This window comes from Pseudolactococcus piscium (assembly GCF_002441695.1).
Taxonomy (GTDB): Bacteria; Bacillota; Bacilli; order Lactobacillales; family Streptococcaceae; genus Pseudolactococcus; species Pseudolactococcus piscium.
Genome location: NZ_JXJW01000016.1, coordinates 46,969 through 72,360, shown reverse-complemented (window position 1 = coordinate 72,360; position 25,392 = coordinate 46,969). Strand labels below are relative to the sequence as shown.

Sequence of the window (25,392 nt, the reverse complement as noted above, 5' to 3'; positions counted from 1 at the left end):
TAACTATCTAAAACAAATTAAACCGACGGGCTCATCTGGTGCCATCGGTAATCAATTTAAAAAAGTGGTGTTGGCACCGAATGAGCACGACACCAAAACAGGCCAAACAACGATTTAACGTCAGCACAACGTATTGACCCACAACGGTCACGCCGAAAAAGAGTTCTGAGTATCCAAGTCATCAAAAGCCAACAACTAAATTCACTATCCATGAACCTGAACCTGAACCTTAACACCTTATGATCCCTAGGTAAAAATTGGCAAAACCTCACTAAATAAATAGTACACTCTAAAAATGGAGTGTACTATAAAACTATATATACCAAAGGAGATAAAATCATGAATAGAGATGACGTTATCACATTATCAGACGGACAGACTGCCACTGTAACTAGAGGGGATGAATCATATTTAAAGAATAGTTATGTTGTACTGCTAAATGATGGTAATCTAGGGTAGTTGATAAAAAAACGCTGACACTAGTTAGAACTAAATAGAATATATACATTTATCATTACGTGCAGGATGGATTCACGTTAAAAGCTATAAAGGAATTTTATAAATATGCCTAATTACGTTGTCTTAGAAGTTGTTTTAAAAGAAAAATTTATCGGCAAAGGTTCTAAAAATCTATCAGAATTAGAAAATGTTATCAATAAACAGTGTTCCAAAGGTTACCGTCTACACACGATTACAACCGCCAATGGTGGCAGTAAAGGTTTTGGTGGCGGTGATAGATTACAAGCCACACTAGTATTTGAAAGCCTGTTAAAATAAGAAATATTACTCACTCCCTCGGGAAATATTGAAAATAACAAACGTAAAATACACTAGAATACACTACGTTATCATAACTAATTATCCCAAAATAAAAAGAATGGTTGAATATACTGTTACCCTGTTACCCTTGCGTTACTCTACTTTTTTAGAACGGTAACGCTCTAACCCCTTGATATATATAGCTTTATACTCTTTTGTTACCTTGTTACCTTAAATAATACTAAGTTAGATATAATTTACCTATCCATACAACTAATAAACTGGTTAACTTTATATGTGCTGTACACTATATCTCATTTCTCATACCTCAATTGCCTTGCCTGACAATAGAACTGGAGAGAACATGAATATAAAAGAAGTCACAAAAAAAGACGGTACAGTTAAGTACCGAACTAATATATATCTAGGTGTGGATAGTTTGACTGGTAAGAAAGTGCAAACTACCGCTACTGCTAAAACTCGTAAAATGTGCGAGATAAAAGCTAATCAAGCTATAAATAAGTTTATCAGCAATGGTTCTACTATTGCAAGGGAAAAAGTTGTCTTTAATAATTTTAATGCGCTTGCTATGAGTTGGTTTGATAGCTATAAGCTGACTGTAAAAGCTAATAGTATAAGGGTAGCTAATAACTTCTTAAAAGTCTATATATTGCCTGCTCTTGGCTCGTATCAGCTTAATAAGATAAACCCAGTGTTATTGCAAGGTATTGTCAATCAGTGGGCTAAAAACGCTAATACAAGCCCTATCAAAGAGGGTAAACGAGAAAAAGGAAAGTGCAAAGACTATAAAATGTTGCTTAACTATATCAAGCGCATATTAGACTATGGCATGCAACTAGGTGCGATCGAAAGTAATCCAGCTATAAACGTGATACCGCCTAAACTAAAATCTAGAACAACTAATAAAATCAAGTATTTTGACAATACTGAATTAAAGACTTTTCTATCTTACCTGGACAACTTGGAATATACAACAAGCAACCAGCGACATGTTACACTGTATCGTTTCTTACTTGCCACTGGTTTACGTATAGGTGAGTGTTTGGCCCTGTCTTGGTCTGATATTGATTTTAACAATGCGAATGTCTCGGTAAATAAAACAATCGTTCAAACTATGAATAAAGCCGAACGTATTCAAAAAGGCGCAAAAACCAAAGAAAGCAATAGAATTGTAACTCTTGATACTTCTACCTTGATACTGCTTAAATCATGGAAAAAAATTCAAAACAATAGAGTGATCACTTTGAAAGATAGTTTAGTATTTGAAAACCTAAAACATACAATTACCTATGCGAATGAACTTGTGATTTTACAAAAACATTTTAAACTTGCTAATGTACCTAATATAGGCTTTCATGGTTTCAGACACACTCATGCCAGCTTATTAATGAATGCCGATGTCAACCCTAAAGAAATACAGTTAAGGTTAGGTCATGCTGATTACTCTATTACTATGAACACTTACAGTCATCTTGCCGAGGATAAGAAAAAAGATACTGCCGAAAAGTTCGGTAATATCTTAAAAGCATTATAAAAATATAGCAAGGGATGGTTAAAAGGATGGTTAAGCGAATCTACAACACCCTCAAACCCTTATATATCAACGATTGTGTCCTATTTCTTTTTCAATCTAATAATATATCATATTTTTGTTTTTTTTTCAATTTTGTAACATTTAAACCTCATTTACCAGAAACCAGTGAATCTTCCCCTTTAAAAAGACTTGTATCATCCTAGCTTTAGCCATATTAACCTCAAAAGCAATCAGCTAGTTGACGCACCATTTCGTGATAAAATTTACAAGCGTAAACAAAGCTTTTTTAGCCATTTTTATATAGAATGAATAAGTAATAAATAAAAAAAATAATAGAAATAACGAGGTTCCCACATGTCAAACGTATTGCTTGTCAAAGGACATCCACTTACATCAGAAACATCTTTTTCAGTAACAGGCTTAGAAGCATTTAAAGCTGCTTATCAAGCTGCTAACCCTAACGATACAATCACAGTACTTGATGTATTTGCTGATAACGTACCAGAAATCGATGCTGACATCGCATCTGCTTTTAACACACTAGCTGCTGGTGGAGAATTTGGTGCACTTAGCCCTGAACAACAAGCTAAAGTTGGCCGTTTTGGTGAATTGACTGACCAATTCCTTGCTGCTGATAAAGTTGTCATCGCTAACCCACTTTGGAACCTCCAAATCCCAACACGTCTTAAAGCATGGGTTGATACAATCAACGTTGCTGGTAAGACTTTCAAATATACAGCTGAAGGCCCTGTCGGTCTTGCAACTGGCAAAAAAGTCCTACACATCCAAGCCAACGGTGGTGTTTACGGTGGCAATGACTTCGCATCAGCATATATCAACGGTGTCTTGAACTTCATCGGTATCGACGACGTGACATCTGTCTATATCGAAGGCCAAGCTTACGCACCTGAAAATGCTGAGCAAATCCTTGCAGATGCTGTCACTAAAATCGAAACAATCGCACAAACATTCTAATTTACTGAACTAACTTTCAAAACAACCCAAAAACGTCGACTACTCAGTAGACGTTTTTTTGGTTCTGTATAGTTTTATACTAAAGCTATTTTTAAAGTTTTGTCTGTAATTTACTATCACACATAAAAAAAAATGACTGATTTTATCAATTATCATGTTATTTAAATCGACTGTAAGCAACCTTTATTGATAAGAACCTCTCATGACCGCAAGATCACAATTAGCGCAACAAAAAGAGCACAAATGCTAGGACATTTGTGCTCTTTTTTGTATTTTGGGTTCTCTAACTACCCTACTTGACTAGATTTTCCAAATACCTCATGACTGCTGCGTCATCATGATGTCCAATCACCTCATCTGCCACAGCTTTCACTTCGTCACGCGCATTAAGCATAGCAAAAGAAGTCCCCGCATAGCTTAGCATCTCTAAATCATTCAGGTTGTCACCAAAGGCAAGAATTTCAGATGGTTGGATTTTAAATTTCTCAGCTAGATGTGATAAGCCAGTTTCTTTACTGATACCAGAGGGAATAATATCAATAGATGCTAGGCCTGTCGTCACAGCACGAGCCCCCATTAATTCGGCATTAAGCCAGGCTTCGCCCTCAAGAACAGTCTCAGGCTTAAAGCTAACTGTCAGTTTGAGAATGTCGTCTACTACAGTTGAAAAATCAGATACAATCTGGATATTCTCATAGTACATAGCTGCCTTTTGCCTGGCATGCGCATCAGCCGTTTCAAGGATGTATGAGCCTTTAGCCCCACTTAATAAAACGGAATCTCCTTCGATAAAGTCAGACCGTCTGACAAACTCAGCGATTGCCAGTACTTGGTCAAAAGGCATTTTTTCTTCAAATAAGATCTGATCTTGGTATTTAACAATCCCACCATTTTCAGCGACAAAAATGATGCGGTCTGTAAATGCCGAAAACATCGCTTCTAGGGCTAAAAGCTGACGGCCAGAAGCCGCGACAAAGCGTATGTCTTGTTCTGCTAATTTACTTAAAAGCCTATCAAAGCGTTTCTTATCATAGGCACCTTTACCATCAAGAAAGGTCCCATCCATATCTGTTGCAATCAATTTAATCGTCATAAGCCTATTATAGCAAAAGTAGGCTCATAAAACGGCATTGATTACAGCAAAAAAAGCCGTTTGACAACGACTTTTCTCATTCACTCTCATAGCAGAGATGGGCGTAACTTAATCTGCCCAAAGTGCCTTAACTTTTGCTTGAACTTCAGCGTTATCAAGAAAGGCATCATAGGTTTCGTCGATTCGGTCGATGACACCATTTTTAGACAAGACAACGATGTGGTTAGCGATCGTTTGGATGAATTCATGGTCATGACTAGCGAAAAGCAGACTACCTTTATAGTTTGTCAAGCCTTCATTGATAGAAGAAATCGACTCCAAATCCAAGTGATTAGTTGGATCATCTAATACCAAAACATTTGATTTCAAAAGCATCAGTTTACTTAACATGACACGGACTTTTTCACCACCAGATAGGACGCTAACAGACTTGTTAACTTCCTCACCTGAGAAGAGCATACGACCTAAGAACCCACGAAGGAAAGTATTGTCATCTTCTTCTTTACTAGCAAACTGACGTAACCAATCTAAAATAGATTCTCCACTGGCAAAATCACGTGTATTATCTTTTGGTAGATAAGCTTGCGTCGTTGTCACGCCCCACTTCACTTCACCTGTATACTCGATATCACCCATGAGGGCACGAATAAGCGAAGTCGTTTGGATGTCATTTTGTCCGATGAAGGCTGTTTTATCTCCTGGATTCAGGTTAAAGCTGATCTTATCTAAAATCACTTCACCATCGATTGTAACAGATAGGTTGTCAACTTTCAGTAAGTCATTGCCAATTTCACGGTCCGGTTTAAAGTTAATAAACGGATATTTACGTGATGATGGCACGATTTCATCGAGTTCAATCTTGTCAAGCATCTTCTTACGAGATGTTGCTTGTTTCGATTTAGAGGCATTGGCAGAGAAACGCGCAATAAAGTCTTGCAATTCTTTGATTTTCTCTTCTGATTTACGGTTAGCATCACCTTGGAGTCTTAAAGCAAGTTCTGATGACTCTTTCCAGAAATCATAGTTACCGACAAAGAGTTTGATCTTACCAAAATCTAAGTCAGCCATGTGTGTACAGACTTTGTTTAGGAAGTGACGGTCATGGGATACGACGATTACTGTATTTTCAAAGTTAATTAGAAACTCTTCCAACCAATTGATGGCTTGAATATCTAAACCATTTGTCGGTTCATCTAGTAAAAGGACATCTGGTTTCCCAAATAATGCCTTGGCTAATAGTACTTTAACGTGCTCGCCAGCCGTTAAATTTGCCATGAGATTACTTTGTTGCTCTACTGTGATGCCTAGATTTTGAAGTAATGATGCAGCTTCTGAATCAGCTTCATACCCACCCAGTTCTCCAAAGTGCGCCTCTAATTCAGCCGCATGCATAAAGTCATCATCCGTTGAGTCTGGATTCATGTAAATGGCATCTTTTTCTTTTGCAATTTTGGCTAAAGTTTCATTTCCTGACATAACCACTTCTAGTGGTGTCTGATCTTCATAGTCAAAATGATTTTGACGCAAAACAGATAACCGTTCATCTGTTCCCATAGATATATGACCAGTACTTGCTTCGATATCACCTGCTAAAATTTTTAAAAAGGTTGATTTACCAGCACCGTTTGCCCCGATTAGGCCATAACAGTTACCTGATAAAAATTTAATATTGACTTCATCAAACAGTTTACGGTCTGAAAACTGTAAACTAATATCACTTACTTGTAACATTTTTTTCCTCTATTATCTTCAATTTACGTGCTATTTCCATTCTATCATTTTTATGAGGAAATAAAAAGGGCTGCCTCCGCCTATTAGGCGGTAATTGAGAGATCATTTTCATAGTCAGTAGACAGGATATAAATAATTTATAGCCGATTTTTGGAGGAGAACATGTTATAATGTGCTTAACTACAATTTAACGGAGATATTCATGAAACCAACTATTCTAACAGGTGATCGCCCCACCGGAAAACTACATATCGGCCATTATGTCGGCTCATTAAAGAATCGTGTCTTGCTACAAAATGAAGGCAAGCATAACTTGTTTGTTTTTTTAGCAGATCAACAAGCCTTAACTGACCATGCTAAAGATCCACAAACGATCATTCAATCAGTCAGCGAAGTAGCATTGGACTACTTGGCTGTTGGCTTAGATCCAAACAAGTCTACGATTTTTATCCAATCACAAATTCCCGAATTAGCCGAACTATCGATGTACTATATGAACTTGGTATCCCTGGCTCGTCTGGAACGCAACCCTACAGTCAAAACTGAGATCTCACAAAAAGGCTTTGGTGAGTCGATCCCTGCTGGTTTCCTAGTCTATCCAGTTGCACAAGCAGCTGATATTACAGCCTTTAAAGCAAACCTCGTCCCTGTAGGTAATGATCAAAAACCGATGATTGAACAAACACGTGACATCGTTCGCAGCTTTAACCATGCCTACCAAACAGATATCCTCGTTGAACCAGAAGGCTATTATCCAGAAAATGAAAATGCGGGTAGACTAGCTGGTCTCGATGGGAATGCTAAGATGTCTAAATCACTTAACAACGGTATTTACATCTCAGATGATGCAGATACTGTTCAGAAAAAAGTCATGAGCATGTATACGGATCCAGATCATATTCGTGTTGAAGATCCAGGTAAAATCGAAGGCAATATGGTCTTTCATTATCTGGATGTGTTTGGAACAGCAGAAGATGCTGCAACCATCGCTGATATGAAAGCCCACTATCAAGCCGGTGGACTTGGAGATGTCAAGACAAAACGTTATTTACTCGAGGTCTTAGACAGAGAATTTGCACCGATTCGGGCACGTCGTCTTGAATTTGCCAAAGATATGGGGCAAGTATATGACATGCTTAAAACTGGTTCGCAAAAAGCACAAGCTGTGGCTGCACAGACCTTGGATGAAGTTAAAACCGTAATGGGAATTAATTATTTTAAATGATAGATAAACTGATTACTTTTGCTAAAAATTGGCACACGCATAATCAAGACGGACATGGTTTCGACCATGTTTTTCGCGTTTACAAATTAGCCCAGTCTATTTTATCTGACTATCCAATGGCTGATCAAGAGATTGTCCTAGCTGCCGCGCTCTTACACGATACCTACGATGAAAAACTAGTCGATGATGTTCCTGCAGCAAAACAACAAGTCGCAGCCTTCCTAACCAGTATCTCATTCCAGGAGCAAACGACGGTCTTTGACATTATTGATAATCTATCCTTTTCTAGCCAACTAGAGGGGACTGCAAAACCGCTCACCCTAAACGGAAAAATCGTTCAAGATGCGGACCGACTAGATGCCATCGGCGCATTTGGCATCGCACGTACGATACAGTATGGGGTTTCACGAAATCGTGAACTATATGATCCGGAAATTCACCCACAAAGTTACAAGACTAAAGCAGCCTATCACGCTGCAAATACAACAACAATCAATCATTTTTATGAAAAGTTATTCAAGATTAGTAGCACCTTACATACTGCTAAAGCCAAGCACATGGCAGTCCCACGTGATCAGATCATGCATGACTTTGTAAAGGCAATAGAAAGTGAGTATCGCGATGTTTACGGCAATTAAAAAAGGATACCATAGATGGCTTGATCGACGTAAAGCACGACGTAAAGCATTGACAGCTAAGCTCTCACACCTCTTACATCAGGATTCTGTTGAGACCAAGATTTTTGCCCATCGTGGTAGCAAGTCTAACCGGCCAGAAAATACACTCGTTGCTTTTTCCGAAGCAATCAAGGTTGGTAGCGATGGCATCGAGCTTGATGTCCATCTAACAAAAGATAATCAGATCGTGGTCATACATGATGAGTCGATCGATCGTACAACAAATGGTACCGGCTTAATTCGTGATCTGATGTTCCAAGATATCCGACAATATTCAGCAGGTGCTTGGTTTGATACCCAATATAAGTTTGAAAAAGTCCCCCTCTTATCTGAGGTGTTAGACTTACTATGCGACCTTAACTTTACTGGTACCCTAAATATCGAAATCAAGACTGATAATTTCCCCTATTTTGAAATAGAGAAACTCACCAGCGATTTACTCACCTCTAACCCCTATCCATTTTCACATATCTATTGTTCCTTTAATTTGGAATCGCTCAAGCGCTTGTCTGAGTTTGAACCCAACGTCGACCTTTGCTACTTGATGTCAACATCTGACAAGAAAATAGCAGAAGGCTTAAAAGCTGACTACATCACAAGTTTACATCCGCATATTAATTGGGTGAAAAAAAATGCCGATAAGCTTAAGAAAATCCATAAGCCTTTACGGCCTTGGACTATAAATGATGATTGTGATCTCTATTTTGCCTTTAACCACCATCTAGCAGGCTTTATGACTGACTACCCTGAATTAGCCAACGAGATAAAGCAGCACTATAACGAAAAAAAATAAGCAGGTTCGCTTATTTTTTTCATAGTTTACACACTTACTTGACATCATCTTTCATGATATCTGCCCAACCATCCAGACCATCTATAAATTTTTTAGCCTTAATCTGAACACCTGTGTAGTGATCATACAAACCGTCTATGAAGAGACGTATCTTTTTCTTCAACTCATCAGAAATATTAATACTTGGTAGCTTCTCCAAGTCAATGGCCATGAAAGCGTGGCATAGAAAGATGACATTGGGGTCTAGATGTTCCCTAGTCATATCCTTGTCAACATGCTGTCTACATAGGCAACCATTATACTGATAAGAAAAATCCATCGGTAAATCAGTCCTGTGACAAAACACACACTGACTAAAATCTAACTGTGCACCAAAACGAGACATGACCTGTAATTCAAAAATGAACGTCACAACCACCATGTCGATTTTATCTTCGATCAAGTCTAGTGACTTCATCAAGAAGCCGTAAAGCGGTGCATCATATTGGTTGTCAGGAATGGCAACATCTGACAACCCAATCAAGTAACTCGCATAGGCTTGAGCAAATATATCCGAGTTGATATATTTATAGACCCTAGCATCACTGACATCGGAAATAAAGCTAAGTCCATCATCATTCATCGTGCCTAACAAATCAAGTTGGGTAAAATTCTGTAAACTACTTGAAAATTTAGACTTACTGGCATTTTTAACAAAAAACATCCGTTTACCAAATGATTCTGTAAATATTTTAACCAATTTATCTTGCTCACGATAGTTTCGGCTAAATAAGACTAGCCCACGTGTTTCAACATTTTTCATCTGCTATCAACCCTCTTATCCTTCTCATTATACCAAAATAAAAAAAATCCTCTCATTTAGGGGATTTTTCTTGATTGCTCAAAAAAAGATAGTTATTTTTTGTTGTACTTCAGGCACGTTTTTCGTTGACAAATGCTGTCAATCTTGTCATCGCCTCTGTGATAACCGCCATACTAGCTGCATAACTCAAGCGGATATACCCTTTGCCATACTGACCAAATGATGAGCCTGGGATAAAGGCAACTTGTTTTTGATTGGCAAAGTCGATCAAGAAGGCAAAATCATCTTGATTCAAATCTGCTGGAATCTTAGCAAAGATATAAAATGCACCATCTGGTTTGGCGATCTCAAAACCAAGGGGAGTCATCTGCGACATGATGTAATCACGTCGGATGATATACTCTTTGGTCATAACGGCGGCATCATCTTTCCCGTTTGTTAGGGCTTCGATCGCTGCAAACTGTGTCACTGTCGTTGCTGCCGTCACAAAATACTGATGTGTTTTGATGATTTGGCTAGTCAGGCTGGCATCTGCAAAAATAAACCCAATTCGATACCCTGTCATGGCATGAGACTTTGATAACCCGTTTAAAACGATCGTCTGTTCTCTTGCAAATTCTGCAATCGAGACGTGTTTTTCATCTGTATAGGTCAACTCAGAATAGATTTCGTCTGAAATCACAAAGACAGGATATTTTTTGATCACATCAGACAATGCCTTAATTTCTGTACGATTATAAGTCACACCTGTCGGATTAGATGGATAATTTAAGATCACAACTTTCGTTTCAGGATGTGCAATCAAAGCTGCTTCTAGCATTTCTGGTGTCAAAACGAAGCCATTTTTTGTCGTATCGATTTCGACCATTTCTGCCCCTGCCAGTTGGATCAAGGGTTCATAGCCTGGATATAAGGGTGCTGGTGTCAAAACTTTATCACCAGCGACAAGTATTGACATGAGACTAGCCGAAATTGCTTCTGTTGCACCAACAGTTACTAAAATTTCAGACTCAGCGTCAAAGGTAAGGCCATATTTTTCAGCCACAAATTGACTGGCTGCTTGACGGAGAGCTAACAAGCCAGACATACCAGTATAGTGACTCTCATGTGCACGAACAGCCGCAACAACAGCATCTTCAACATGTTGTGGCGTATTGAAGTCAGGTTCACCTAGTGTCAGTTTGAGGATGCCTGGTATTTTTGATACTTCTTGGTCAAACCGGCGAATTGCCGAAATTTGAATTTTATCCAGATTCGGATTAAAAAGATGAGAGACGTCCATTAACTTACCTCGCTTTATATAAAAAAAGGCACTATACTGCCTATGCCTTGTATTGATTTAATTATACTCTTTTTAGCTCATATTCGCAATATTCAGGTAATCAAATTAACCAGCAAACATAGGCGCAAGTAGATCGAGATGTTTTCAAACTTAACCCGATGTGTCCATCTAAAAACTAGCTGTAAACGTGAATTTACAACTAGTTTACTATATTGCAACTTAAGTTGACACCACATCCTGAATACAATCTAGCTATCTCATAAAAAACCAGGGTTACCTATCTTATAAGCTGACCTAGAAGACAACTGTTTTAACTTAAAATATAGCGCCATAGCCTCATCCGAAACGATCGTGTTATCAGTTAACATCTCTCTAGCGATGGCGTTACAAACCCTTGGTAAAACATATTGTATCGCCTCTTTATTCTCTGCTAACTGATGGCTAGATTCTGTTAAAATCGTCAATAATGTCGCACTTTCTTGGCTTTTCATGGTATCGATCAGTTGTGTTATAAGTGTAATTGCTTCTGTACGTTGTTCTTTTTTATGCATCACTTATCTCTTTCACTAGACACCCATGTCATATCCGATTGACAAGAGGACACTTACCACTTGTCTAGTGGTATAATCAATGCCTTATTCTAAGGTTATCATACACGCATTTATTGATTTGTGCAAGTAAAGACTGGACTGAATATCAACTTTTAGGGCATCATCCCTTATTTTTTACAAGCAAGATATTTTTCATAGGTAGATGTCTAATCCCATGATGTGCTGGATCAACCGTCATCGCACCATCTGAGCTAAAGCCTAGACGTTCATAAAAATGAAGCGCTTTTTCTCTAGCATTTGTCGTCACAACCAGGGTTACAGGCTGGCCATCAACCTCACTTTCAACTGAGGCGATCATGCTTTCAAAGGCAAAGTTAACTAGCCTAGTACCGATCCCTTTGGCCTGATAGGTGGCATCCCGATATCACCATACAGCGCACGATTTCTTAATGCAACACTCTGTGTATAAAAATCACTATTTTGACTGTTATACTGGATAAATTTCAAACGATTCTCCTTTTTGGGAGAAACCTATATCTCCCCTGATAAAAAAGACCTATTATACTAGGGTTTTTTAATGATCATTTTTAAAGTGACATCTACATGTCAGCCTTGATGGCCTGTGTTAAATTGACATTATCTGCTATCATCTGTTGCATCACTTCAGGTGAAAAATCGATTTCCTCTGAAAAGCAAGTATTTAAGACAGATTGGATTTCTGGTTGAAGTGCTTTACCTGCTTGCGTGAGCTGAATGACTAATTGTCTCTTATCTTTTTCAGGTTGAATACGACTCAGATAACCTTTTTCTTCTAACCTTTTAAGTAGCGGAGTTAGGGTATTACTGGATAGATCTAAAGTCTGTCCTAGCTCATAAAGCTTAATATTATCTTTTTCCCATAGAACTAAAAGCACGATATATTGCGTATATGTCAGATCAAATGCTAGCAATTTCTTTTTATAAAATTGGTTTAGCATGCGATTTGTATTATAGATTGCGTAACAAAGTTGATTGGTTAATTTAGGAAATTCTCGAAACATAACTACCTTTCAAATTAAATGATATTTAATTAATCATAGCATAAGTTATTTCCAAAGTAAATAATTGACAAGCCATCTTTAAAGCGCTATTCTATATTTAGTCGTACGCGATTAATTATAGAATATGAGGAAATAAAAATGTATCAATATGATGTTACTTTTATCGGTTCAGGACATGCAAACTGGCATGCTGCGGTTACCTTAGCACAAGCAGGCAAAAAGGTTGCGATTGTGGAGCATGATGTCGTAGCAGGCACATGTACAAACTATGGCTGTAATGCTAAGTATTTACTGGACACGCCTTTTGAATTTCTAGATGGTTTAGCACGTTATGAGCAAGCCGGAATTGCGACAAATGGTAGCATTAGTTGGGAACAACTGATGGCCTATAAGGAACGTGAAATACCGACATACGCGCCCATGATGGAAGGTGTATTTGATAATATGAATATTGACTTGCTTAAAGGGCATGGTCGATTAGTAGACACCCACGTTGTTGGGATTGATGAAGCTGAAGTGACTTCAGACTATATCGTGATCGGTACTGGCCAACGCTCAAACCATCTTAATATCACAGGTAGTGAGTATCTCCGTGATAGCCGTGATTTTCTAAGCCTTGCTAAAATGCCTAAGCACATCACCTTTATCGGTGCAGGAATTATCGCTATGGAATTTGCTACCATGGCGGCTAAATTAGGTTCTGAGGTTCATATTGTTGAATATGCTGATAAAGCCTTAATGGCCTACCAGGATAGCTATGTCAAGACAGTTGTCAACAAGTTGACAGCAGAAGGTGTAACCTTCCATTTTGGTGAGTCTGTCAATCAAGTCTTAGCTGTGAATGACACCTATCAAGTATCAACTGCTGCTGGCCTAACGATTGACACTGAGTATGTCTTAGATGCGACAGGCCGTATCTCAAATGTTGAAAATATCGGTCTAGAAACAGTCGGCATCAGCTATAATCGCTCAGGTATTGAAGTAAATGATCATTTACAAACGACTGTCCCTCATGTCTTTGCAAGTGGTGATGTCGTTGACAAACTCATCCCACGTTTGACACCGACTGCTAGTTTTGAGTCAGACTATATTGCATCATTTATTCTGGGCGCAACTACTGAAGCAATTCAATATCCAGTGGTGCCAAATATTGTCTTTACATTCCCAAGGATCGCACAAGTTGGCGTTAGCTTAAAAGAAGCGAATGCAGATAAGGCTACTTATAACGTTTTCGAAGTGCCATTTGGCAAACAACTGCAATTCCAAACTAAGCTTGAGGATGACGCGCATATGACCTTTATCGTCAATCAAGATAAGGAATTAGTCGGCGCAAGTTTGCTAAGTAATGAAGCAGGAGATTTGATTAATTTTATTACTTTAGTCATCAACAAGAAAATAACTGCTAAAGATCTCAACCAAATGATTTTTGCCTTTCCAGGTACAAGCAGTGGTCTTATCAATACACTTAAAACGATTTTAAGATAAGTATCTTGTTAGCTAGTCTAGCATTCGAAAACCCGTATACAGGACAAATCTGTATACGGGTTTTTTATCGCATTTTTATTTGTCTTCAAAAACTGCTTTTGCTACTGAAATTGCATTTAATACTCTTGGAAAGCCAACATAGGGCAGACAGTGAATAAATGTCTCGACGATTTCCTCATGACGCATTCCGACATTTAATGCCCCTTGTATATGAATTTTAAGTTGACTTGACGTATCTCCTTGCGTTAGCAAGCTAGTAATTGTGATCATCTCCCTTTGTTTCATATCTAGTATCCCACGTGTCTCAGCCTCATGGAATACGAGTAGCGTCTTTTGATCTAAAATCGGTGCGATATCAGCTAAACTCTCTGACACCAACTGACTTGCCGCTTTACCGATTACTGCTTCACGAATCCTTAATCCATTCTCGTATTTATTCAAAATACTGCCTCCTTTTCTGTGATATAATCAGTATAAACTATCAAGTAGACTTGATAGCAAGCATTAATTTCATATCACGATAGAAAGGTTTCACATGAAACAAACTTATAAAATATCAGACATTGCGACACTTACTGGCTTATCTATTCCAACACTACGCTACTATGAAGAGATAGGCCTGCTACACCCTGCTAGGAATGCGACCAACTATCGAGTCTTTACTGATGACGATCTACGCTGGATTGCATTTATTAAACGCGCTAAGGCAACTGGCATGTCTCTAACAAAAATAATTGATTATGCTAGACTACGCGAAAAAGGCGATAGTACCATGCTAGATAGGATAAACATTTTGGTAGAACAAGAAACGATTTTACAACTTGAACAAGATAAATTACAAGCACATATTACATTTCTACAAGATAAAAAAGCATACTATGAAAACCTGCTAGACAATCCTAAAAAATAAGCAGTTAAGCAAAAATTCTGATAAGCCATTTCCTTGCTTAAAGTAAAAACCTATTATATGATTAACTAATCGGTTACATATTAACAGACGAAATAGGTATAAAAAACGACATGATGACAACAGTTTCCCAAGTCATTATATGATAGACATTTATACCAACAAAATTTAACTAATAGTTAGGAATTTTTATTGTCATGCATAACAAAACAAAAGCATATCTGGCCGCACTATCAAGTGCTTTAATCATAGGATTATCATTTTTATTCGTAAAAACAACGCTCTTATATGTCTCCCCACTAGACGCATTATCTCATAGATTCACGGTTGCATTTATCGTTGCTTCAGCATATCTACTTATTTCAAAGAAAAAATTAAATTTAAACATTCAAGATTGGCTATTCATATCGCCATTATCACTCCTATACCCAATACTTATGTTTTTATTCCAGGTACTTGGCTTAAGTCAAACATCTTCATCTCAGGCGGGAATGATACAAGCGAGTATTCCTATATTTACATTAATATTAGCAACCATCATATTACGAGAAAAACCTGCTTTGAAGCAAATATTATCCATCATCATTTCAGTTTCAGGGGTTATGATTATCATATCTATGAATGGTGTCAACTCTAAAGATACCAGTATCATAGGCGCAGTGTTAATTTTACTATCGACACTTTCCAATGCCTTTTATAATATCCTAGCGAAAAAATATGTTGCTAAATACGCTTTATTATCAGTGACATATGTCATGACTACCATTGCCTTTGTCGTGTTTAGCGTTTTATCCTTATCAAATCATATAGTTAAAGGCACTTTAGACCACTATCTATTACCTTTTACGAATCAAAATTATACCTTATCTATTTTGTATTTAGGGATCCTATCATCATTGCTTACGTCACTTATTTCAAATTACGCTCTATCTATATTGCCACCTGCACAAATGAGTATATTTAGTAATGTGTCTGTCCTAGTAACTGTACTAGCAGGTATCATTATTTTAAACGAAACGTTGACTAGCCTTCATCTACTTGGTGGCGTATTAATCATACTAGGGGCAATAGGAACAAATTTCTTTGGTGCTAAGAAAAAGAAACTAGAGGTTAACGCGCTTACTAAGCATAAAATATAATGCTTATCTTTAAAAACTGACATATACCTGAGGTTCTGTAGCATTTACGGTTGGGGAAGCGATTCCTTCATCTTTTTTACTGCACCAAAAAAGCCATGAAATCAGCTAATTTGGTGTTACTACGCAACATATTTAGAAGATTACATGGCCCACTATGATTCTATTACACTTTACCTCAAATAGCTACCTTCTCACTAAGACATATGATCCCAAAACTGCATTTCTTCAAAGTCTATTGGACGGTATAACTAATGAAAAAATCATAAGTAAAAATAACTGTGTATAGATTTTATGATACCAATCAGATGAAAAGTCTAGTTGAACCAATCATAATGATTTGATACGCTTTATCCAGCTAATACCTGTATTTCACTACTGATTATTTTATACCATTTATGATATAGCCTATCCAATGACGAAATTCACAAGCTAAATGATATTGATGCATGCGAAAATTGTAGTTGGGTAATGCTTTTGGAAACTCGATAACGGCTTTAAATTTAATGACACCATCTTCTTGCTTAAGTTGATGATTCATAGCCCCCAGAACAAGTCCATCCTCAAGTACTGCAGATCCTGCTAGTCGCATCGTATATCCTTTGGTAAACTCTGAATGAACCTCTGATGCGGCATCATAGTTGCCCCAGAATCTGAAGGGTACTGGTGAGTTAGCAGGGGTTTCTAATACTTCAGAAGTGTTCCCTTTATCCCCCAGTAAAACGTAGTGGTCTGGATTTACAGCAAGATTCATAAAGAAATGTTTCTTTGTATTATTCATTAGTATATCTTGCATCGCATCAAAGAAAGCTTGAATCGTCATATCTGTTTCAAAAGAAAAGTCAGCTACACAGAACTTTCTTTTTCCTCTTGATAACTTTACCATCGTATGTGCTGCAAAATCTCCTAGCTTAGTACCTGTACTAAGCATTTTTCTAACTTCATCTGGAGATTTCGTCATCTTAACCTCTGCTAAATGCCTTCTTGCTTCATCCAACGTGTCTAAACTTAATAAATTTTTATCAACTTTAAACCCTTTTTTTCCTAAAAAACGATATACCTTTTTTAATCTTTTTAGTTCATAATTATCTATCTCTTCGTGAGATATATCTTTATTATTGATAAAAATCTTGATTTTTTCTAAATTATTTTCTATTTTCATGTCAATTACCTCCCTTTTGTATAGCACCTATACAATATGTGATTTTTTTCCCAAGCATACCAACTATGCTTGGGATTTAACGGTATTATCTAAAAATGTTTCTGTAACTTTGAGGAAATCTAAAATGACATCAACTTGATCTACTTCCAAATTACTGAAATAATTGATAAAATTACGATTGAGATTTTCATGGAATTGGCTATGTAATGCAATAATATATTTTCCTTCTTCAGTAATCTGAAGTAAAATATCTCGGTCATTTAAAAGAGATTTTCTCTTCTCTAATACGCCTTTTCTCTCTAACTTATTAGCAAGTTGAGAGATCATTCCTCTAGTAACATTGGAAGTTCTTGCAAGTTCACTCATATTTTGATTTGGATTCTCATCAATCTTTACAAGTAAGTGAATTTCTGCTCTATATAGTTTTTTTCCATAGCGCGTTTTAATCCCCACATCTTCCAACGTATTTACTTGTTCGACAAGTTTTTCAAAATATGCTAACATATCCTCATAAATAATCTTTTTTTCTACCATAATCCCTATTGTATAGCATGTATACAATGATGTCAAGAAAAATGCTATGAAAAGAAATCTTTAGATACATCGAAACCTACTACAATACAAAGAGGATGCATTCAGTTCTTGATTACAAGTCTCCAAAAGATTTTGAAAAATATAATTATTAAATTCTCTTAACTCTGTGTCTAGTTTTTCGTTGACTTTCCAAATAATTATTCGAGCATTTGTCGAGTTTTATGGGTGCACATCATGTTGCTGTCTATACTTTTTTGATACCCTTTGCAGTAAGCAGACTTCTTATGTACTAAATAAACCTATGGACAAGTCTATTTCCCTAAGCATTATCCCACTTCCAGTTCTTAGAGGAAATAATTTTAACACCTAATACCAGGATAACGGTGATAAAAGATATCAGACCTAACTTACTATATAAAGAAATATCTAAAAAATAAGCCAACTGGAGTAATTGCCTAAAACCATCGATGCCATAAAAAAATGGGTTAATATAAACTAAATATCTAAGTGGTACCGGAATATAGTCAACTGGATAAATATAACCCGAGAAAAATTGGATGATACTAAAAATATAAAAAGTTGTTTTAATGTTATTTTTCTGAACAGCAAAATAAGCAATCACAAACCCAATGCAATAACTTTGAATTGTCAAAATGACGATGACAAATACTGTCTCTAATAAATGACTTGATAACACAGTGATATGAAAGATGAAAATTGAGAGACTAAACGTTAAAATCGTTGAAAAGGAGGAAATAATTATCCATGGTATCATGTTCCCAAGGACAATCGTATTTGGCTTAATGCCTATCACTTGATAATAATTCCCTCGTCCCTTTCTTTTCTCTTCCAAGGCATAGATGCTGCACATGATCACATTATTACCTATAAATAAGGTCAATAAAAATGAGGTTAAAATAAAAATGGTCTTGTCGTTTTGTGATGTTCCTACTATCGTCATAATCAAAAATGGTAGCAGTGTTGTCATCGTTCTAACTTGGATAGATAACGTGTCAATACTATTTTTCAACAACAACTTAAATCTAATTTGCGATAAATATAAGAGAGATATCATTTTTCTCCTACCTTAAAATTTTTATTAGTCATATATATTATCAAAGATACAGATGCTATGAATAAAATTGGTTCCAACCCTGAATACGCTGATTCTCTATTCAGTAAAGAAAAAGGAAATGCTGTCGGAATTAAGTAAAAAATTATTGCACTTTGCCCCAAAAAATGAATTGGAAACATGACCCCTGAAACAATAAATAATAAATCAATCAAACTATTAAAAATGTTGAAAATCTGTTTCTCTTTAAATCTGATTTGTAAGGAATTAATAAAATTTACAGAGATAAATACAGAGAAAATAATCAACAACAAAGAGATGACTGATAACTGATTGACAGTTACTATTTTCAAAAACATGAGTACTTCAATCAATATAGCATATAAAATAGCATGCATTGCAAATAGTAGACCATTAGATATTACCCTAAATTTGTAATAGGAGTTTCCTGTCAATTTGATATAAGTCACATAATTATTTTTCAACTCATAATCTGATATAAAGTAGCTATCAAACATAACCGTTGTACAACACACCCAAATAATGACCGATATCATGATATTATTTTGACCTAGTTTTAAAAAACGCGTTAAAAAAAGGATTGGGAAGAGCAAAGAAAATGGTATTCTAACAAACGTTTGTATCATATTTTGCTTGTCTAATAAAATTTTTTTCATCAAAAGTAAGTTAATCGCACCAATCATTTGATCCATTCTCCACTTTCAATTCTGAAAACATCTGATAAATTGGTAGCTCTTGTACCAAATCGAATAATCTGGTCACAAGGTATACTTATCTCATTAGGACTAACTAGCCTTTGAATCAAACTATTTTCAGGCGTATCAGAAAAAAATAACTGCTCATTTCTTGAAAGGTGATTTTTTATCTCCTGTTCATTACTGACATCAAAATCAATGAACTGCAATGTTTTAGGGTAGCTATTCAGTAATGCCTCTTTACTCTGGGAAAAAACAATTGAAGCATCCGAAACCATTGTCACCGTATCAGCATACTGACTAACCTCAGATAAATTGTGTTCCACACTGATAATCGTTAGACCATCTTTTTGCTTTTTTTTCAATATACCATACATCCTTTTAATCTGTATAATATCTAACCCAGTTGTCGGTTCATCAAGAAAAATAATTTTAGGATCATTCAAAAAAGCCCGAATAAAATGTAGTTTTTGTAACATACCATTTGAATATGCTGACAATGTTTTTTGCAAATCTTCTTTTGATAATTCAAAATCATTCGCTAAATTTTTAATTTTTTTACTTGCTTCCAACTTCTTAATGCCATAAAGTCTAGCAAAGAAAAGACAATTTTCCCATCCGGTCAACTCTGGAAAAAGTTGTCTGGTATCAGAAGAAACATAATTAATTGATTTCAAGTACTGTTTTTGGTTCTTTAAAGTAATCACAGCATCATTATTTTTTAAAAGGCCCGAATTAAGTTTATTGAGACCAATCAATGCCTTTAGCAATTGTGTTTTCCCTGACCCATTTTTCCCGATAATGATGTGATATAAGCCCGAATCAAAACTAAGATTGATATTATTTAAATAAAATGACCCTTTCATTATCTGTCCATCAATAACCTCAAGACTCATTTTTTCTCCTTAATATATCTTCAAGATAGCCATATAAATCGATATCAGTTTGCTGTGGCCTAACCTGAATTTTTTCGTTTCTTTTTCTATTACAAAATAGTTAGCAACAAAATCATTGTACGATATTTCACAATAAAAATCAATTTTTATTCAAGTCATGTTCTTCATTCGAACTTGATTATCGATTATTTAGGAACACTTATGTTTTCATTCATAAAAAAGCGTTACACCAAGATGTAAAGTCCTTTTTAGTATGTCCCAATTTCATGAATTACTCTCATTTTTAAATGAGTTTAAAATGTTAGAGGATGCCTTTATCTATATATGATACTTAATCGCTGCATCATAGACCATCTGTTTTAGTTCATTGCAAAATTAACTATTCTTTCATAATTTTATAGAAAATCCATCCTCTATTCTTTTTTGTTTGTATTAAATTCAAATTTAACTTATCCAGGTATACTTCAAAATCCTCTCTAGACTTTAAGTCTGGTAAGAAATAGTTTATTTTAGTATACTCACACCCTATCACTAATATCCCGTCTTTAGACATAATTCTTTTTATTTCTAAAAAACTTTGATGTAAATCTTCCCAATGAAAATGGTTTTGAAAAGCACAAATTAATTCAAAGTATTCAGAAGGATATGGTGTTTCTTTAATATCTCTTTTTTCAAACCTTATATTATTTTCTAAATTTTTGGTTTTAGCCTGTTCAATTGCTTTGTCAGATATATCTATTCCGATGATTGAATTACAAAAAAAATGATGACTAATGTACTTTGTTGTAGCACCATTGCCCACGCCTATATCTAAGACGTGATCATATTTTCTTTTATCTAAAAAAGATAGACTCCATTCTGTCATGGGTAAATAAGCATTGTTCCATATTTTCATCATCAAACTTCCGATAATTCCTGTGGGCTTTTTTGACTGTGCTAATAAATAGTTGAAACTTACATACAAGATGATTACTAGGATAATAACTACAAAAAAAAATTTCATACTTCTCCTTTTAAAAATTGAAATAAAATTCAAATTTCTGTTTTAAATCTTTTCTAAAATAAATAGTATGATAAAAACAACTAAAAAACAATTGATAACTATATACGTTGCTTACTATCTGGCACTCACACTTATCATATTCGCTTGAATCTTGTCAGACTATCGCTTATTGACATGCAAAAAACTGCCTAAATGATGGGCAATTCTTTGATTTAATCATAACTAAATAATCGTTTAGAGATAAATAAGTATTGCATAAATAATTGACAAATATTCTAAAGATTCGTATAATTCTAGGAGTATAGTAGGTAATAGGTAGTTCTTTCTGCTCATAAAACTGATCAGTTTTTAACAGCTCTTGTTCTTTTTGTTGTGCAACTTTGTCTATACTTGCTAAGTAAGTTAATGGGAAGATGTATATGTTGAATTTTAGAGATTTAGGCGCTCACTATCGAAAGTGAGGGAAGCTAGGGGCTACTCCATGGGAGATGTCACAGGTGATAATTTGAATAAATCGCAAGTATCAAGATTTGAAAATGGAACACAAATGTTATTATTAGATGGTTTCATGCATGCAATTAACGGCTTAAATATGACCGTTAGTGAATTTTTTCTAACGATTGGCAATTTTGAAGTAGGTAATCTGCAAATATTTGGCGAGAAAATACAAGATTTAATCAATGCACAAGATATAGATGGGCTTGAAGCGCTGATTATCAGAAAACCACGAACAAATGAAAAAAAGATTTTTAATATCAAGGTCAAGTGCGCTATTCATGAGTTATCCGGGCAAAACTTACTGACGGTGAGGAGACTCAATTTATTGATAAATATCTGACAGATTGTGAAGAGTGGTCGATGTTTGACACAACTTTTTTCAGCATGTGTTTAGAAGCTTTAGATACAGACTTGGTTTATCAGTTGGGTTTACAATTAATTGAAAAAAACGCATTTTATAGACCTTTACTTTACAATGCACAAATTGTAAAAAGAACACTTGTCTATGTCTACATGATATTTCGTGGTTGTTTCGTGTATGCTGAGGAATTTGAAAAGCAACTTAATACTTTACTAAAACCGACTGATACAGATGAAAAAATAACTATTCAGATTTTTAAAAAAATATTAATATCCCGGAAAGAAAAAAACCAGAACTTTTATCAGGAATTAGTAGAGATATTCATGCTTTAAAAGATTTAGGAGCACAAGGATTGGCGGAAAGAATTGAAATTTTCTTGTTTAACTACAAATAAAAGGAGATTGGAACATAAATAAAACCTTTGTTCCAATCTTCTTATTAAATTCCCTAGTCGCCTAAAAGTCCGCGAAGAAAGCTGAACATATGCACTACTTCCTTATTTGATAACGATATCTTATCAAATTAAAAAAAGAAAAATGTAATGTTGCTAACTTGCAACACTTTTTGCAACAAACCGTTGCAAGCTAGCAACATTACGCACGGAGGTGTTAGAAGTGATAGTATTGTTTTGTAAGTTAGTTTAAACGATTTATGAGAACTGAACAAGACTGACAGCTAAGGTTTTGTTAAAAAGGAGGAAACAAATATGACTTTTGAAGAAAAACATGTATTGGATAGCAATGATATCACGATTTGCATCATTTCATAAAACTTAAACGGCGATGAATATGAAGCAATTTATATTTATCGTTTTTTTAAATTAATCTGGAGATTTTATGAACCTTTTTTTAAAAAATAAAGTGTTTAGATGGATAATCATTTCTGATTTTTTAAACAACTCGGGCGCATCTATCTATAATCTAGTTTTCATTATTTTTGCTTCAACGATGCCTAATCCAAAAATCATGGTATTCATTGCAAATGCTATCATGCTCATCCCTATATTTTTTCAAATTTCTGTGGGTATACGGGCTGATAAGACTGAGCGTAAGGTGAAGTGGGCAATTAACATTGGATTTTTTCAGGCATTTTTATTTATTATAGTCGCATTACTACAGAGAAACATGTCCTATCTTGCTTTTTCTGCAGTATGCTTTATAAACATTATATCTGATACATTTAGTAATTTTGAGCGTGGTTTAAAAATGCCCATTTTACAAAAAAATATTCCAAAAAATACTATGATGGCTGCATTCTCGTTCAAACAATTTGTGACTTACATCAGTTCTTTACTAGGTCAAATCTTTGGTGTCTGGCTATTGAGTGTGAGTTATCAAAATTTTTCGTTTGTTGCTATTGTAAATGCGGTAACTTTTTTATTGTCAATTTTTTCACTGATGATCATCAGAAAGGAGATGTCTTTTGATTTCATCTCTTCTGATAGTAAGGATAGTAAAAATACACTAACTGCAAGATTGAAATCAATTTTATCAAATGCCAAACAAATATTTGGTAAAGAAGGGGCATCTGGTTTTACTAGGATGTTAAGCTGTATTATTTTAGTTAATGTACTAGGGAGTGCGATTTTACCAATTTTCAATATCGTTTTACTGGATAAGACAATTTTAAATCTTCCATTTGGGACGTCTATCTTAATCATGCAAAGCGCTTATATTCTAGGTGTGATTGTCAGTAGTCTATTGCCACATGATGTTTTTTCAAAACTCTCACTCACCACCTTAATTTCATTCGTATCAGCTAGTTTATTAGGCCTTTCAGTTTTAAACATATCACAGTTTCCACCTTTAATGAGTACAATATTTATCGCTTTTATCGGGTATGTGATAGGTAAAATTAATCCTAAATTGTCATCGCAATTATTGAACGCCCTATCGCCTGAGGTATTAGCACAAACAGGTGCCTTTCTTGATACCTTGTTTATGCTATCAATTCCAGTTGGTACAGTTATATTTACGAGTCTTACTTTGTGGCATGTAAACATTTCATGGTTCATCTTCTCAGTATTATCTCTAGTGGCACTTATCTTGATATTAACAACTCATAGAAGGAAGCAAAAAAATGAAGCAATTTAGACTAAAGTCAGAATTAATTTGGATGAAAAAAGAAACAGGAATAGAGATATATCATGGTAATAATCGTTTAAATATGTTAATTAATACTGATGATAATGATGCTTTTTTTTCATTTTTACAGTTTATTAGTACCGCAAAATCTAGAGAAGAAATCAATAATTACACGTCAATATCACAAATACAAAAAGATGATATTCTTTTATTTTTAGAAAAAAAAGGTTATGGTTACTGGATATCTGACACATTGAAGCCACTAACAAGAACTGAAATGTTTATTAATACTTTTCCTCAAACGTTCTATCAAAACTATGAGATAAAAGTTTCAAATCAAAGAATTATTATCATCGGTTTAGGTACAGCTGGTAGTTATTTAGTTGAAGCTCTGAGTAAGTTGAAGTTCAATCATTTTGTTTTAATTGACGGAGACTCTATCGAAGAAAAAAATTTAGAGGCACAAAATTATTTAGTAAATGAAATAGGAAAATATAAAGTTGAAACATTAAATGATAGGTATGGCGAAAAACATCAGATCACACCACATAGAAAATTTATAGCTAACTACGAAGAACTAAATAGATTAGTTGGCGGACTTACGGATAAAGATATTATAATAAATGCTTCTGATGATCATGAATTAATGTTAAGTTTAACGCAAGCCAAAGTTGATAATAAAATTAATGGTCCTATTCTCGTATGCGGTTATGGTGTTTTAGCTCAAACAGCCTATTTAATTAAAAATCAACAGACAGCGATAAAATTTATTGATAAAATTAAATCGCTGATTATCAGTAAAAAAGATGGGATTATAGCAAATAGTGGTTCAGTCCTAAATGCATTTCTAGGTACATATATGGTTTCAAAACTGGTGCTTGATTATATGTTAGAAAAAGAGACTGTTTTAGCATATGGCAATTTTGAAACAAATGAAATTCGTTTTGATTGCAAATTATAAAATGAAGTTAGCTACTCAATTCGCGGCAACCTTTCCGCGGATTAAAACATCCTGGGAAATTTAGCTACATGAATACCAGCTACTATTAATTTCT

29 protein-coding genes are annotated in these 25,392 nt (G+C 35.2%); 14 read left to right on the top strand and 15 right to left on the bottom strand.

Annotation, left to right across the window (positions count from 1 at the left end):
- Positions 1-339: 339 nt before the first annotated feature.
- From RU86_RS08685 to RU86_RS08670, 4 genes are all read left to right on the top strand, one after another.
- A complete protein-coding gene (locus RU86_RS08685) occupies positions 340-459 on the top strand; it encodes a bacteriocin (protein ID WP_245810511.1) in 120 nt (39 codons plus the stop codon).
- A 105-nt stretch (positions 460-564) separates the two neighbouring features.
- On the top strand, positions 565-777 hold the full coding sequence (locus RU86_RS08680) for a DUF4177 domain-containing protein (RefSeq protein ID WP_047915791.1): 213 nt from the start codon (positions 565-567) through the stop codon (positions 775-777).
- A gap of 346 nt (positions 778-1,123) precedes the next feature.
- Positions 1,124-2,314 (top strand): tyrosine-type recombinase/integrase, encoded by a 1,191-nt coding sequence (locus RU86_RS08675; RefSeq protein ID WP_096814957.1) that lies wholly within the window; start codon positions 1,124-1,126, stop codon positions 2,312-2,314.
- A 354-nt stretch (positions 2,315-2,668) separates the two neighbouring features.
- Positions 2,669-3,289: an FMN-dependent NADH-azoreductase gene (locus RU86_RS08670; protein WP_096814956.1), complete on the top strand. Its 621-nt coding sequence runs from the start codon at positions 2,669-2,671 to the stop codon at positions 3,287-3,289.
- Between the two features lie 292 nt (positions 3,290-3,581).
- Here the strand turns inward: RU86_RS08670 and RU86_RS08665 are convergent, their stop codons facing one another.
- Both RU86_RS08665 and RU86_RS08660 read right to left on the bottom strand, forming a co-directional pair.
- Positions 3,582-4,382 (bottom strand): Cof-type HAD-IIB family hydrolase, encoded by an 801-nt coding sequence (locus tag RU86_RS08665; RefSeq protein ID WP_096814955.1) that lies wholly within the window; start codon positions 4,380-4,382, stop codon positions 3,582-3,584.
- 108 nt (positions 4,383-4,490) lie between these two features.
- Positions 4,491-6,113, bottom strand: a complete 1,623-nt coding sequence (locus RU86_RS08660; RefSeq protein WP_096814954.1) for an ABC-F family ATP-binding cassette domain-containing protein — start codon at positions 6,111-6,113, stop codon at positions 4,491-4,493.
- Between the two features lie 202 nt (positions 6,114-6,315).
- Between RU86_RS08660 and trpS the strand changes: the two genes are divergently transcribed.
- The 3 genes from trpS to RU86_RS08645 are packed head-to-tail and all read left to right on the top strand — an operon-like array spanning position 6,316 to position 8,808.
- Positions 6,316-7,338 (top strand): tryptophan--tRNA ligase, encoded by a 1,023-nt coding sequence (gene trpS, locus RU86_RS08655; RefSeq protein WP_096814953.1) that lies wholly within the window; start codon positions 6,316-6,318, stop codon positions 7,336-7,338.
- Positions 7,335-7,976 carry an HD domain-containing protein gene (locus RU86_RS08650; RefSeq protein WP_096814952.1) on the top strand — a complete coding sequence of 214 codons (642 nt, stop codon included), beginning with the start codon at positions 7,335-7,337 and terminating at the stop codon, positions 7,974-7,976. Before trpS ends, RU86_RS08650 begins: the two co-directional genes overlap by 4 nt.
- On the top strand, positions 7,960-8,808 hold the full coding sequence (locus RU86_RS08645; protein WP_096814951.1) for a glycerophosphodiester phosphodiesterase: 849 nt from the start codon (positions 7,960-7,962) through the stop codon (positions 8,806-8,808). The genes RU86_RS08650 and RU86_RS08645 overlap by 17 nt, the downstream gene beginning before the upstream one ends.
- Positions 8,809-8,842: 34 nt before the next feature.
- Here RU86_RS08645 and recO read toward each other — a convergent pair whose 3' ends face one another.
- The 6 genes from recO to RU86_RS08620 form a co-directional block, all read right to left on the bottom strand.
- Entirely contained in the window at positions 8,843-9,610 is a 768-nt protein-coding gene (gene recO, locus RU86_RS08640) for a DNA repair protein RecO (protein WP_096814950.1), read from the bottom strand.
- Between the two features lie 109 nt (positions 9,611-9,719).
- Entirely contained in the window at positions 9,720-10,892 is a 1,173-nt protein-coding gene (locus tag RU86_RS08635) for a pyridoxal phosphate-dependent aminotransferase (RefSeq protein ID WP_096814949.1), read from the bottom strand.
- Between the two features lie 257 nt (positions 10,893-11,149).
- A complete protein-coding gene (locus RU86_RS08630; protein ID WP_096814948.1) occupies positions 11,150-11,443 on the bottom strand; it encodes a hypothetical protein in 294 nt (97 codons plus the stop codon).
- A gap of 160 nt (positions 11,444-11,603) precedes the next feature.
- Complete coding sequence (locus RU86_RS08625) at positions 11,604-11,801, bottom strand: GNAT family N-acetyltransferase (protein WP_245810510.1); 198 nt, start codon at positions 11,799-11,801, stop codon at positions 11,604-11,606.
- A gap of 20 nt (positions 11,802-11,821) precedes the next feature.
- Positions 11,822-11,950 carry a hypothetical protein gene (locus tag RU86_RS12425; protein ID WP_281252130.1) on the bottom strand — a complete coding sequence of 43 codons (129 nt, stop codon included), beginning with the start codon at positions 11,948-11,950 and terminating at the stop codon, positions 11,822-11,824.
- 92 nt (positions 11,951-12,042) lie between these two features.
- The gene (locus RU86_RS08620; RefSeq protein ID WP_096814946.1) at positions 12,043-12,483 is read right to left on the bottom strand and encodes a MarR family winged helix-turn-helix transcriptional regulator; all 441 of its coding nucleotides are present in this window, start codon (positions 12,481-12,483) and stop codon (positions 12,043-12,045) included.
- Between the two features lie 138 nt (positions 12,484-12,621).
- Here RU86_RS08620 and RU86_RS08615 point away from each other — a divergent pair, with 138 nt between their 5' ends.
- Positions 12,622-13,968 carry a dihydrolipoyl dehydrogenase family protein gene (locus RU86_RS08615; RefSeq protein WP_096814945.1) on the top strand — a complete coding sequence of 449 codons (1,347 nt, stop codon included), beginning with the start codon at positions 12,622-12,624 and terminating at the stop codon, positions 13,966-13,968.
- 75 nt (positions 13,969-14,043) lie between these two features.
- Here the strand turns inward: RU86_RS08615 and RU86_RS08610 are convergent, their stop codons facing one another.
- The gene (locus RU86_RS08610; RefSeq protein WP_096814944.1) at positions 14,044-14,409 is read right to left on the bottom strand and encodes a carboxymuconolactone decarboxylase family protein; all 366 of its coding nucleotides are present in this window, start codon (positions 14,407-14,409) and stop codon (positions 14,044-14,046) included.
- 94 nt (positions 14,410-14,503) lie between these two features.
- Here RU86_RS08610 and RU86_RS08605 point away from each other — a divergent pair, with 94 nt between their 5' ends.
- Complete coding sequence (locus RU86_RS08605) at positions 14,504-14,878, top strand: MerR family transcriptional regulator (protein ID WP_096814943.1); 375 nt, start codon at positions 14,504-14,506, stop codon at positions 14,876-14,878.
- A 194-nt stretch (positions 14,879-15,072) separates the two neighbouring features.
- Positions 15,073-16,014, top strand: a complete 942-nt coding sequence (locus tag RU86_RS08600; RefSeq protein ID WP_096814942.1) for a DMT family transporter — start codon at positions 15,073-15,075, stop codon at positions 16,012-16,014.
- A gap of 379 nt (positions 16,015-16,393) precedes the next feature.
- On the opposite strand, the gene RU86_RS08595 is transcribed toward RU86_RS08600, so the two are convergent.
- The 6 genes from RU86_RS08595 to RU86_RS08565 all read right to left on the bottom strand — a co-directional run bounded on the left by RU86_RS08595 (position 16,394) and on the right by RU86_RS08565 (position 21,394).
- Positions 16,394-17,173: a hypothetical protein gene (locus RU86_RS08595; protein ID WP_096814941.1), complete on the bottom strand. Its 780-nt coding sequence runs from the start codon at positions 17,171-17,173 to the stop codon at positions 16,394-16,396.
- A gap of 63 nt (positions 17,174-17,236) precedes the next feature.
- The gene (locus RU86_RS08590; RefSeq protein WP_096814940.1) at positions 17,237-17,707 is read right to left on the bottom strand and encodes a MarR family winged helix-turn-helix transcriptional regulator; all 471 of its coding nucleotides are present in this window, start codon (positions 17,705-17,707) and stop codon (positions 17,237-17,239) included.
- Between the two features lie 319 nt (positions 17,708-18,026).
- On the bottom strand, positions 18,027-18,782 hold the full coding sequence (locus tag RU86_RS08580) for an ABC transporter permease (RefSeq protein WP_096814939.1): 756 nt from the start codon (positions 18,780-18,782) through the stop codon (positions 18,027-18,029).
- Positions 18,779-19,483: a hypothetical protein gene (locus tag RU86_RS08575; protein ID WP_179296255.1), complete on the bottom strand. Its 705-nt coding sequence runs from the start codon at positions 19,481-19,483 to the stop codon at positions 18,779-18,781. Before RU86_RS08575 ends, RU86_RS08580 begins: the two co-directional genes overlap by 4 nt.
- Entirely contained in the window at positions 19,480-20,391 is a 912-nt protein-coding gene (locus RU86_RS08570) for an ATP-binding cassette domain-containing protein (protein ID WP_096814937.1), read from the bottom strand. Before RU86_RS08570 ends, RU86_RS08575 begins: the two co-directional genes overlap by 4 nt.
- A gap of 379 nt (positions 20,392-20,770) precedes the next feature.
- The gene (locus RU86_RS08565) at positions 20,771-21,394 is read right to left on the bottom strand and encodes a class I SAM-dependent methyltransferase (protein ID WP_096814936.1); all 624 of its coding nucleotides are present in this window, start codon (positions 21,392-21,394) and stop codon (positions 20,771-20,773) included.
- A gap of 481 nt (positions 21,395-21,875) precedes the next feature.
- Here RU86_RS08565 and RU86_RS08560 point away from each other — a divergent pair, with 481 nt between their 5' ends.
- The 4 genes from RU86_RS08560 to RU86_RS08545 all read left to right on the top strand — a co-directional run bounded on the left by RU86_RS08560 (position 21,876) and on the right by RU86_RS08545 (position 25,298).
- A complete protein-coding gene (locus RU86_RS08560; protein WP_096814935.1) occupies positions 21,876-22,232 on the top strand; it encodes a hypothetical protein in 357 nt (118 codons plus the stop codon).
- A gap of 20 nt (positions 22,233-22,252) precedes the next feature.
- Positions 22,253-22,585 (top strand): hypothetical protein, encoded by a 333-nt coding sequence (locus RU86_RS08555; protein ID WP_245810509.1) that lies wholly within the window; start codon positions 22,253-22,255, stop codon positions 22,583-22,585.
- A 504-nt stretch (positions 22,586-23,089) separates the two neighbouring features.
- Positions 23,090-24,346: an MFS transporter gene (locus RU86_RS08550; protein WP_096814933.1), complete on the top strand. Its 1,257-nt coding sequence runs from the start codon at positions 23,090-23,092 to the stop codon at positions 24,344-24,346.
- Positions 24,333-25,298: a ThiF family adenylyltransferase gene (locus tag RU86_RS08545; protein ID WP_096814932.1), complete on the top strand. Its 966-nt coding sequence runs from the start codon at positions 24,333-24,335 to the stop codon at positions 25,296-25,298. Before RU86_RS08550 ends, RU86_RS08545 begins: the two co-directional genes overlap by 14 nt.
- Positions 25,299-25,392 lie beyond the last annotated feature (94 nt).

Coding starts and splice junctions, on each gene's coding strand:
- RU86_RS08685 (WP_245810511.1), top strand. CDS start 340: ATGAATAGAGATGACGTTATCACATTATCAGACGGACAGACTGCCACT.
- RU86_RS08680 (WP_047915791.1), top strand. CDS start 565: ATGCCTAATTACGTTGTCTTAGAAGTTGTTTTAAAAGAAAAATTTATC.
- RU86_RS08675 (WP_096814957.1), top strand. CDS start 1,124: ATGAATATAAAAGAAGTCACAAAAAAAGACGGTACAGTTAAGTACCGA.
- RU86_RS08670 (WP_096814956.1), top strand. CDS start 2,669: ATGTCAAACGTATTGCTTGTCAAAGGACATCCACTTACATCAGAAACA.
- RU86_RS08665 (WP_096814955.1), bottom strand. CDS start 4,382: ATGACGATTAAATTGATTGCAACAGATATGGATGGGACCTTTCTTGAT.
- RU86_RS08660 (WP_096814954.1), bottom strand. CDS start 6,113: ATGTTACAAGTAAGTGATATTAGTTTACAGTTTTCAGACCGTAAACTG.
- trpS (WP_096814953.1), top strand. CDS start 6,316: ATGAAACCAACTATTCTAACAGGTGATCGCCCCACCGGAAAACTACAT.
- RU86_RS08650 (WP_096814952.1), top strand. CDS start 7,335: ATGATAGATAAACTGATTACTTTTGCTAAAAATTGGCACACGCATAAT.
- RU86_RS08645 (WP_096814951.1), top strand. CDS start 7,960: ATGTTTACGGCAATTAAAAAAGGATACCATAGATGGCTTGATCGACGT.
- recO (WP_096814950.1), bottom strand. CDS start 9,610: ATGAAAAATGTTGAAACACGTGGGCTAGTCTTATTTAGCCGAAACTAT.
- RU86_RS08635 (WP_096814949.1), bottom strand. CDS start 10,892: ATGGACGTCTCTCATCTTTTTAATCCGAATCTGGATAAAATTCAAATT.
- RU86_RS08630 (WP_096814948.1), bottom strand. CDS start 11,443: ATGCATAAAAAAGAACAACGTACAGAAGCAATTACACTTATAACACAA.
- RU86_RS08625 (WP_245810510.1), bottom strand. CDS start 11,801: ATGATCGCCTCAGTTGAAAGTGAGGTTGATGGCCAGCCTGTAACCCTG.
- RU86_RS08620 (WP_096814946.1), bottom strand. CDS start 12,483: ATGTTTCGAGAATTTCCTAAATTAACCAATCAACTTTGTTACGCAATC.
- RU86_RS08615 (WP_096814945.1), top strand. CDS start 12,622: ATGTATCAATATGATGTTACTTTTATCGGTTCAGGACATGCAAACTGG.
- RU86_RS08605 (WP_096814943.1), top strand. CDS start 14,504: ATGAAACAAACTTATAAAATATCAGACATTGCGACACTTACTGGCTTA.
- RU86_RS08600 (WP_096814942.1), top strand. CDS start 15,073: ATGCATAACAAAACAAAAGCATATCTGGCCGCACTATCAAGTGCTTTA.
- RU86_RS08595 (WP_096814941.1), bottom strand. CDS start 17,173: ATGAAAATAGAAAATAATTTAGAAAAAATCAAGATTTTTATCAATAAT.
- RU86_RS08590 (WP_096814940.1), bottom strand. CDS start 17,707: ATGGTAGAAAAAAAGATTATTTATGAGGATATGTTAGCATATTTTGAA.
- RU86_RS08580 (WP_096814939.1), bottom strand. CDS start 18,782: ATGATATCTCTCTTATATTTATCGCAAATTAGATTTAAGTTGTTGTTG.
- RU86_RS08575 (WP_179296255.1), bottom strand. CDS start 19,483: ATGATTGGTGCGATTAACTTACTTTTGATGAAAAAAATTTTATTAGAC.
- RU86_RS08570 (WP_096814937.1), bottom strand. CDS start 20,391: ATGAGTCTTGAGGTTATTGATGGACAGATAATGAAAGGGTCATTTTAT.
- RU86_RS08565 (WP_096814936.1), bottom strand. CDS start 21,394: ATGAAATTTTTTTTTGTAGTTATTATCCTAGTAATCATCTTGTATGTA.
- RU86_RS08560 (WP_096814935.1), top strand. CDS start 21,876: ATGGGAGATGTCACAGGTGATAATTTGAATAAATCGCAAGTATCAAGA.
- RU86_RS08555 (WP_245810509.1), top strand. CDS start 22,253: ATGTTTGACACAACTTTTTTCAGCATGTGTTTAGAAGCTTTAGATACA.
- RU86_RS08550 (WP_096814933.1), top strand. CDS start 23,090: ATGAACCTTTTTTTAAAAAATAAAGTGTTTAGATGGATAATCATTTCT.
- RU86_RS08545 (WP_096814932.1), top strand. CDS start 24,333: ATGAAGCAATTTAGACTAAAGTCAGAATTAATTTGGATGAAAAAAGAA.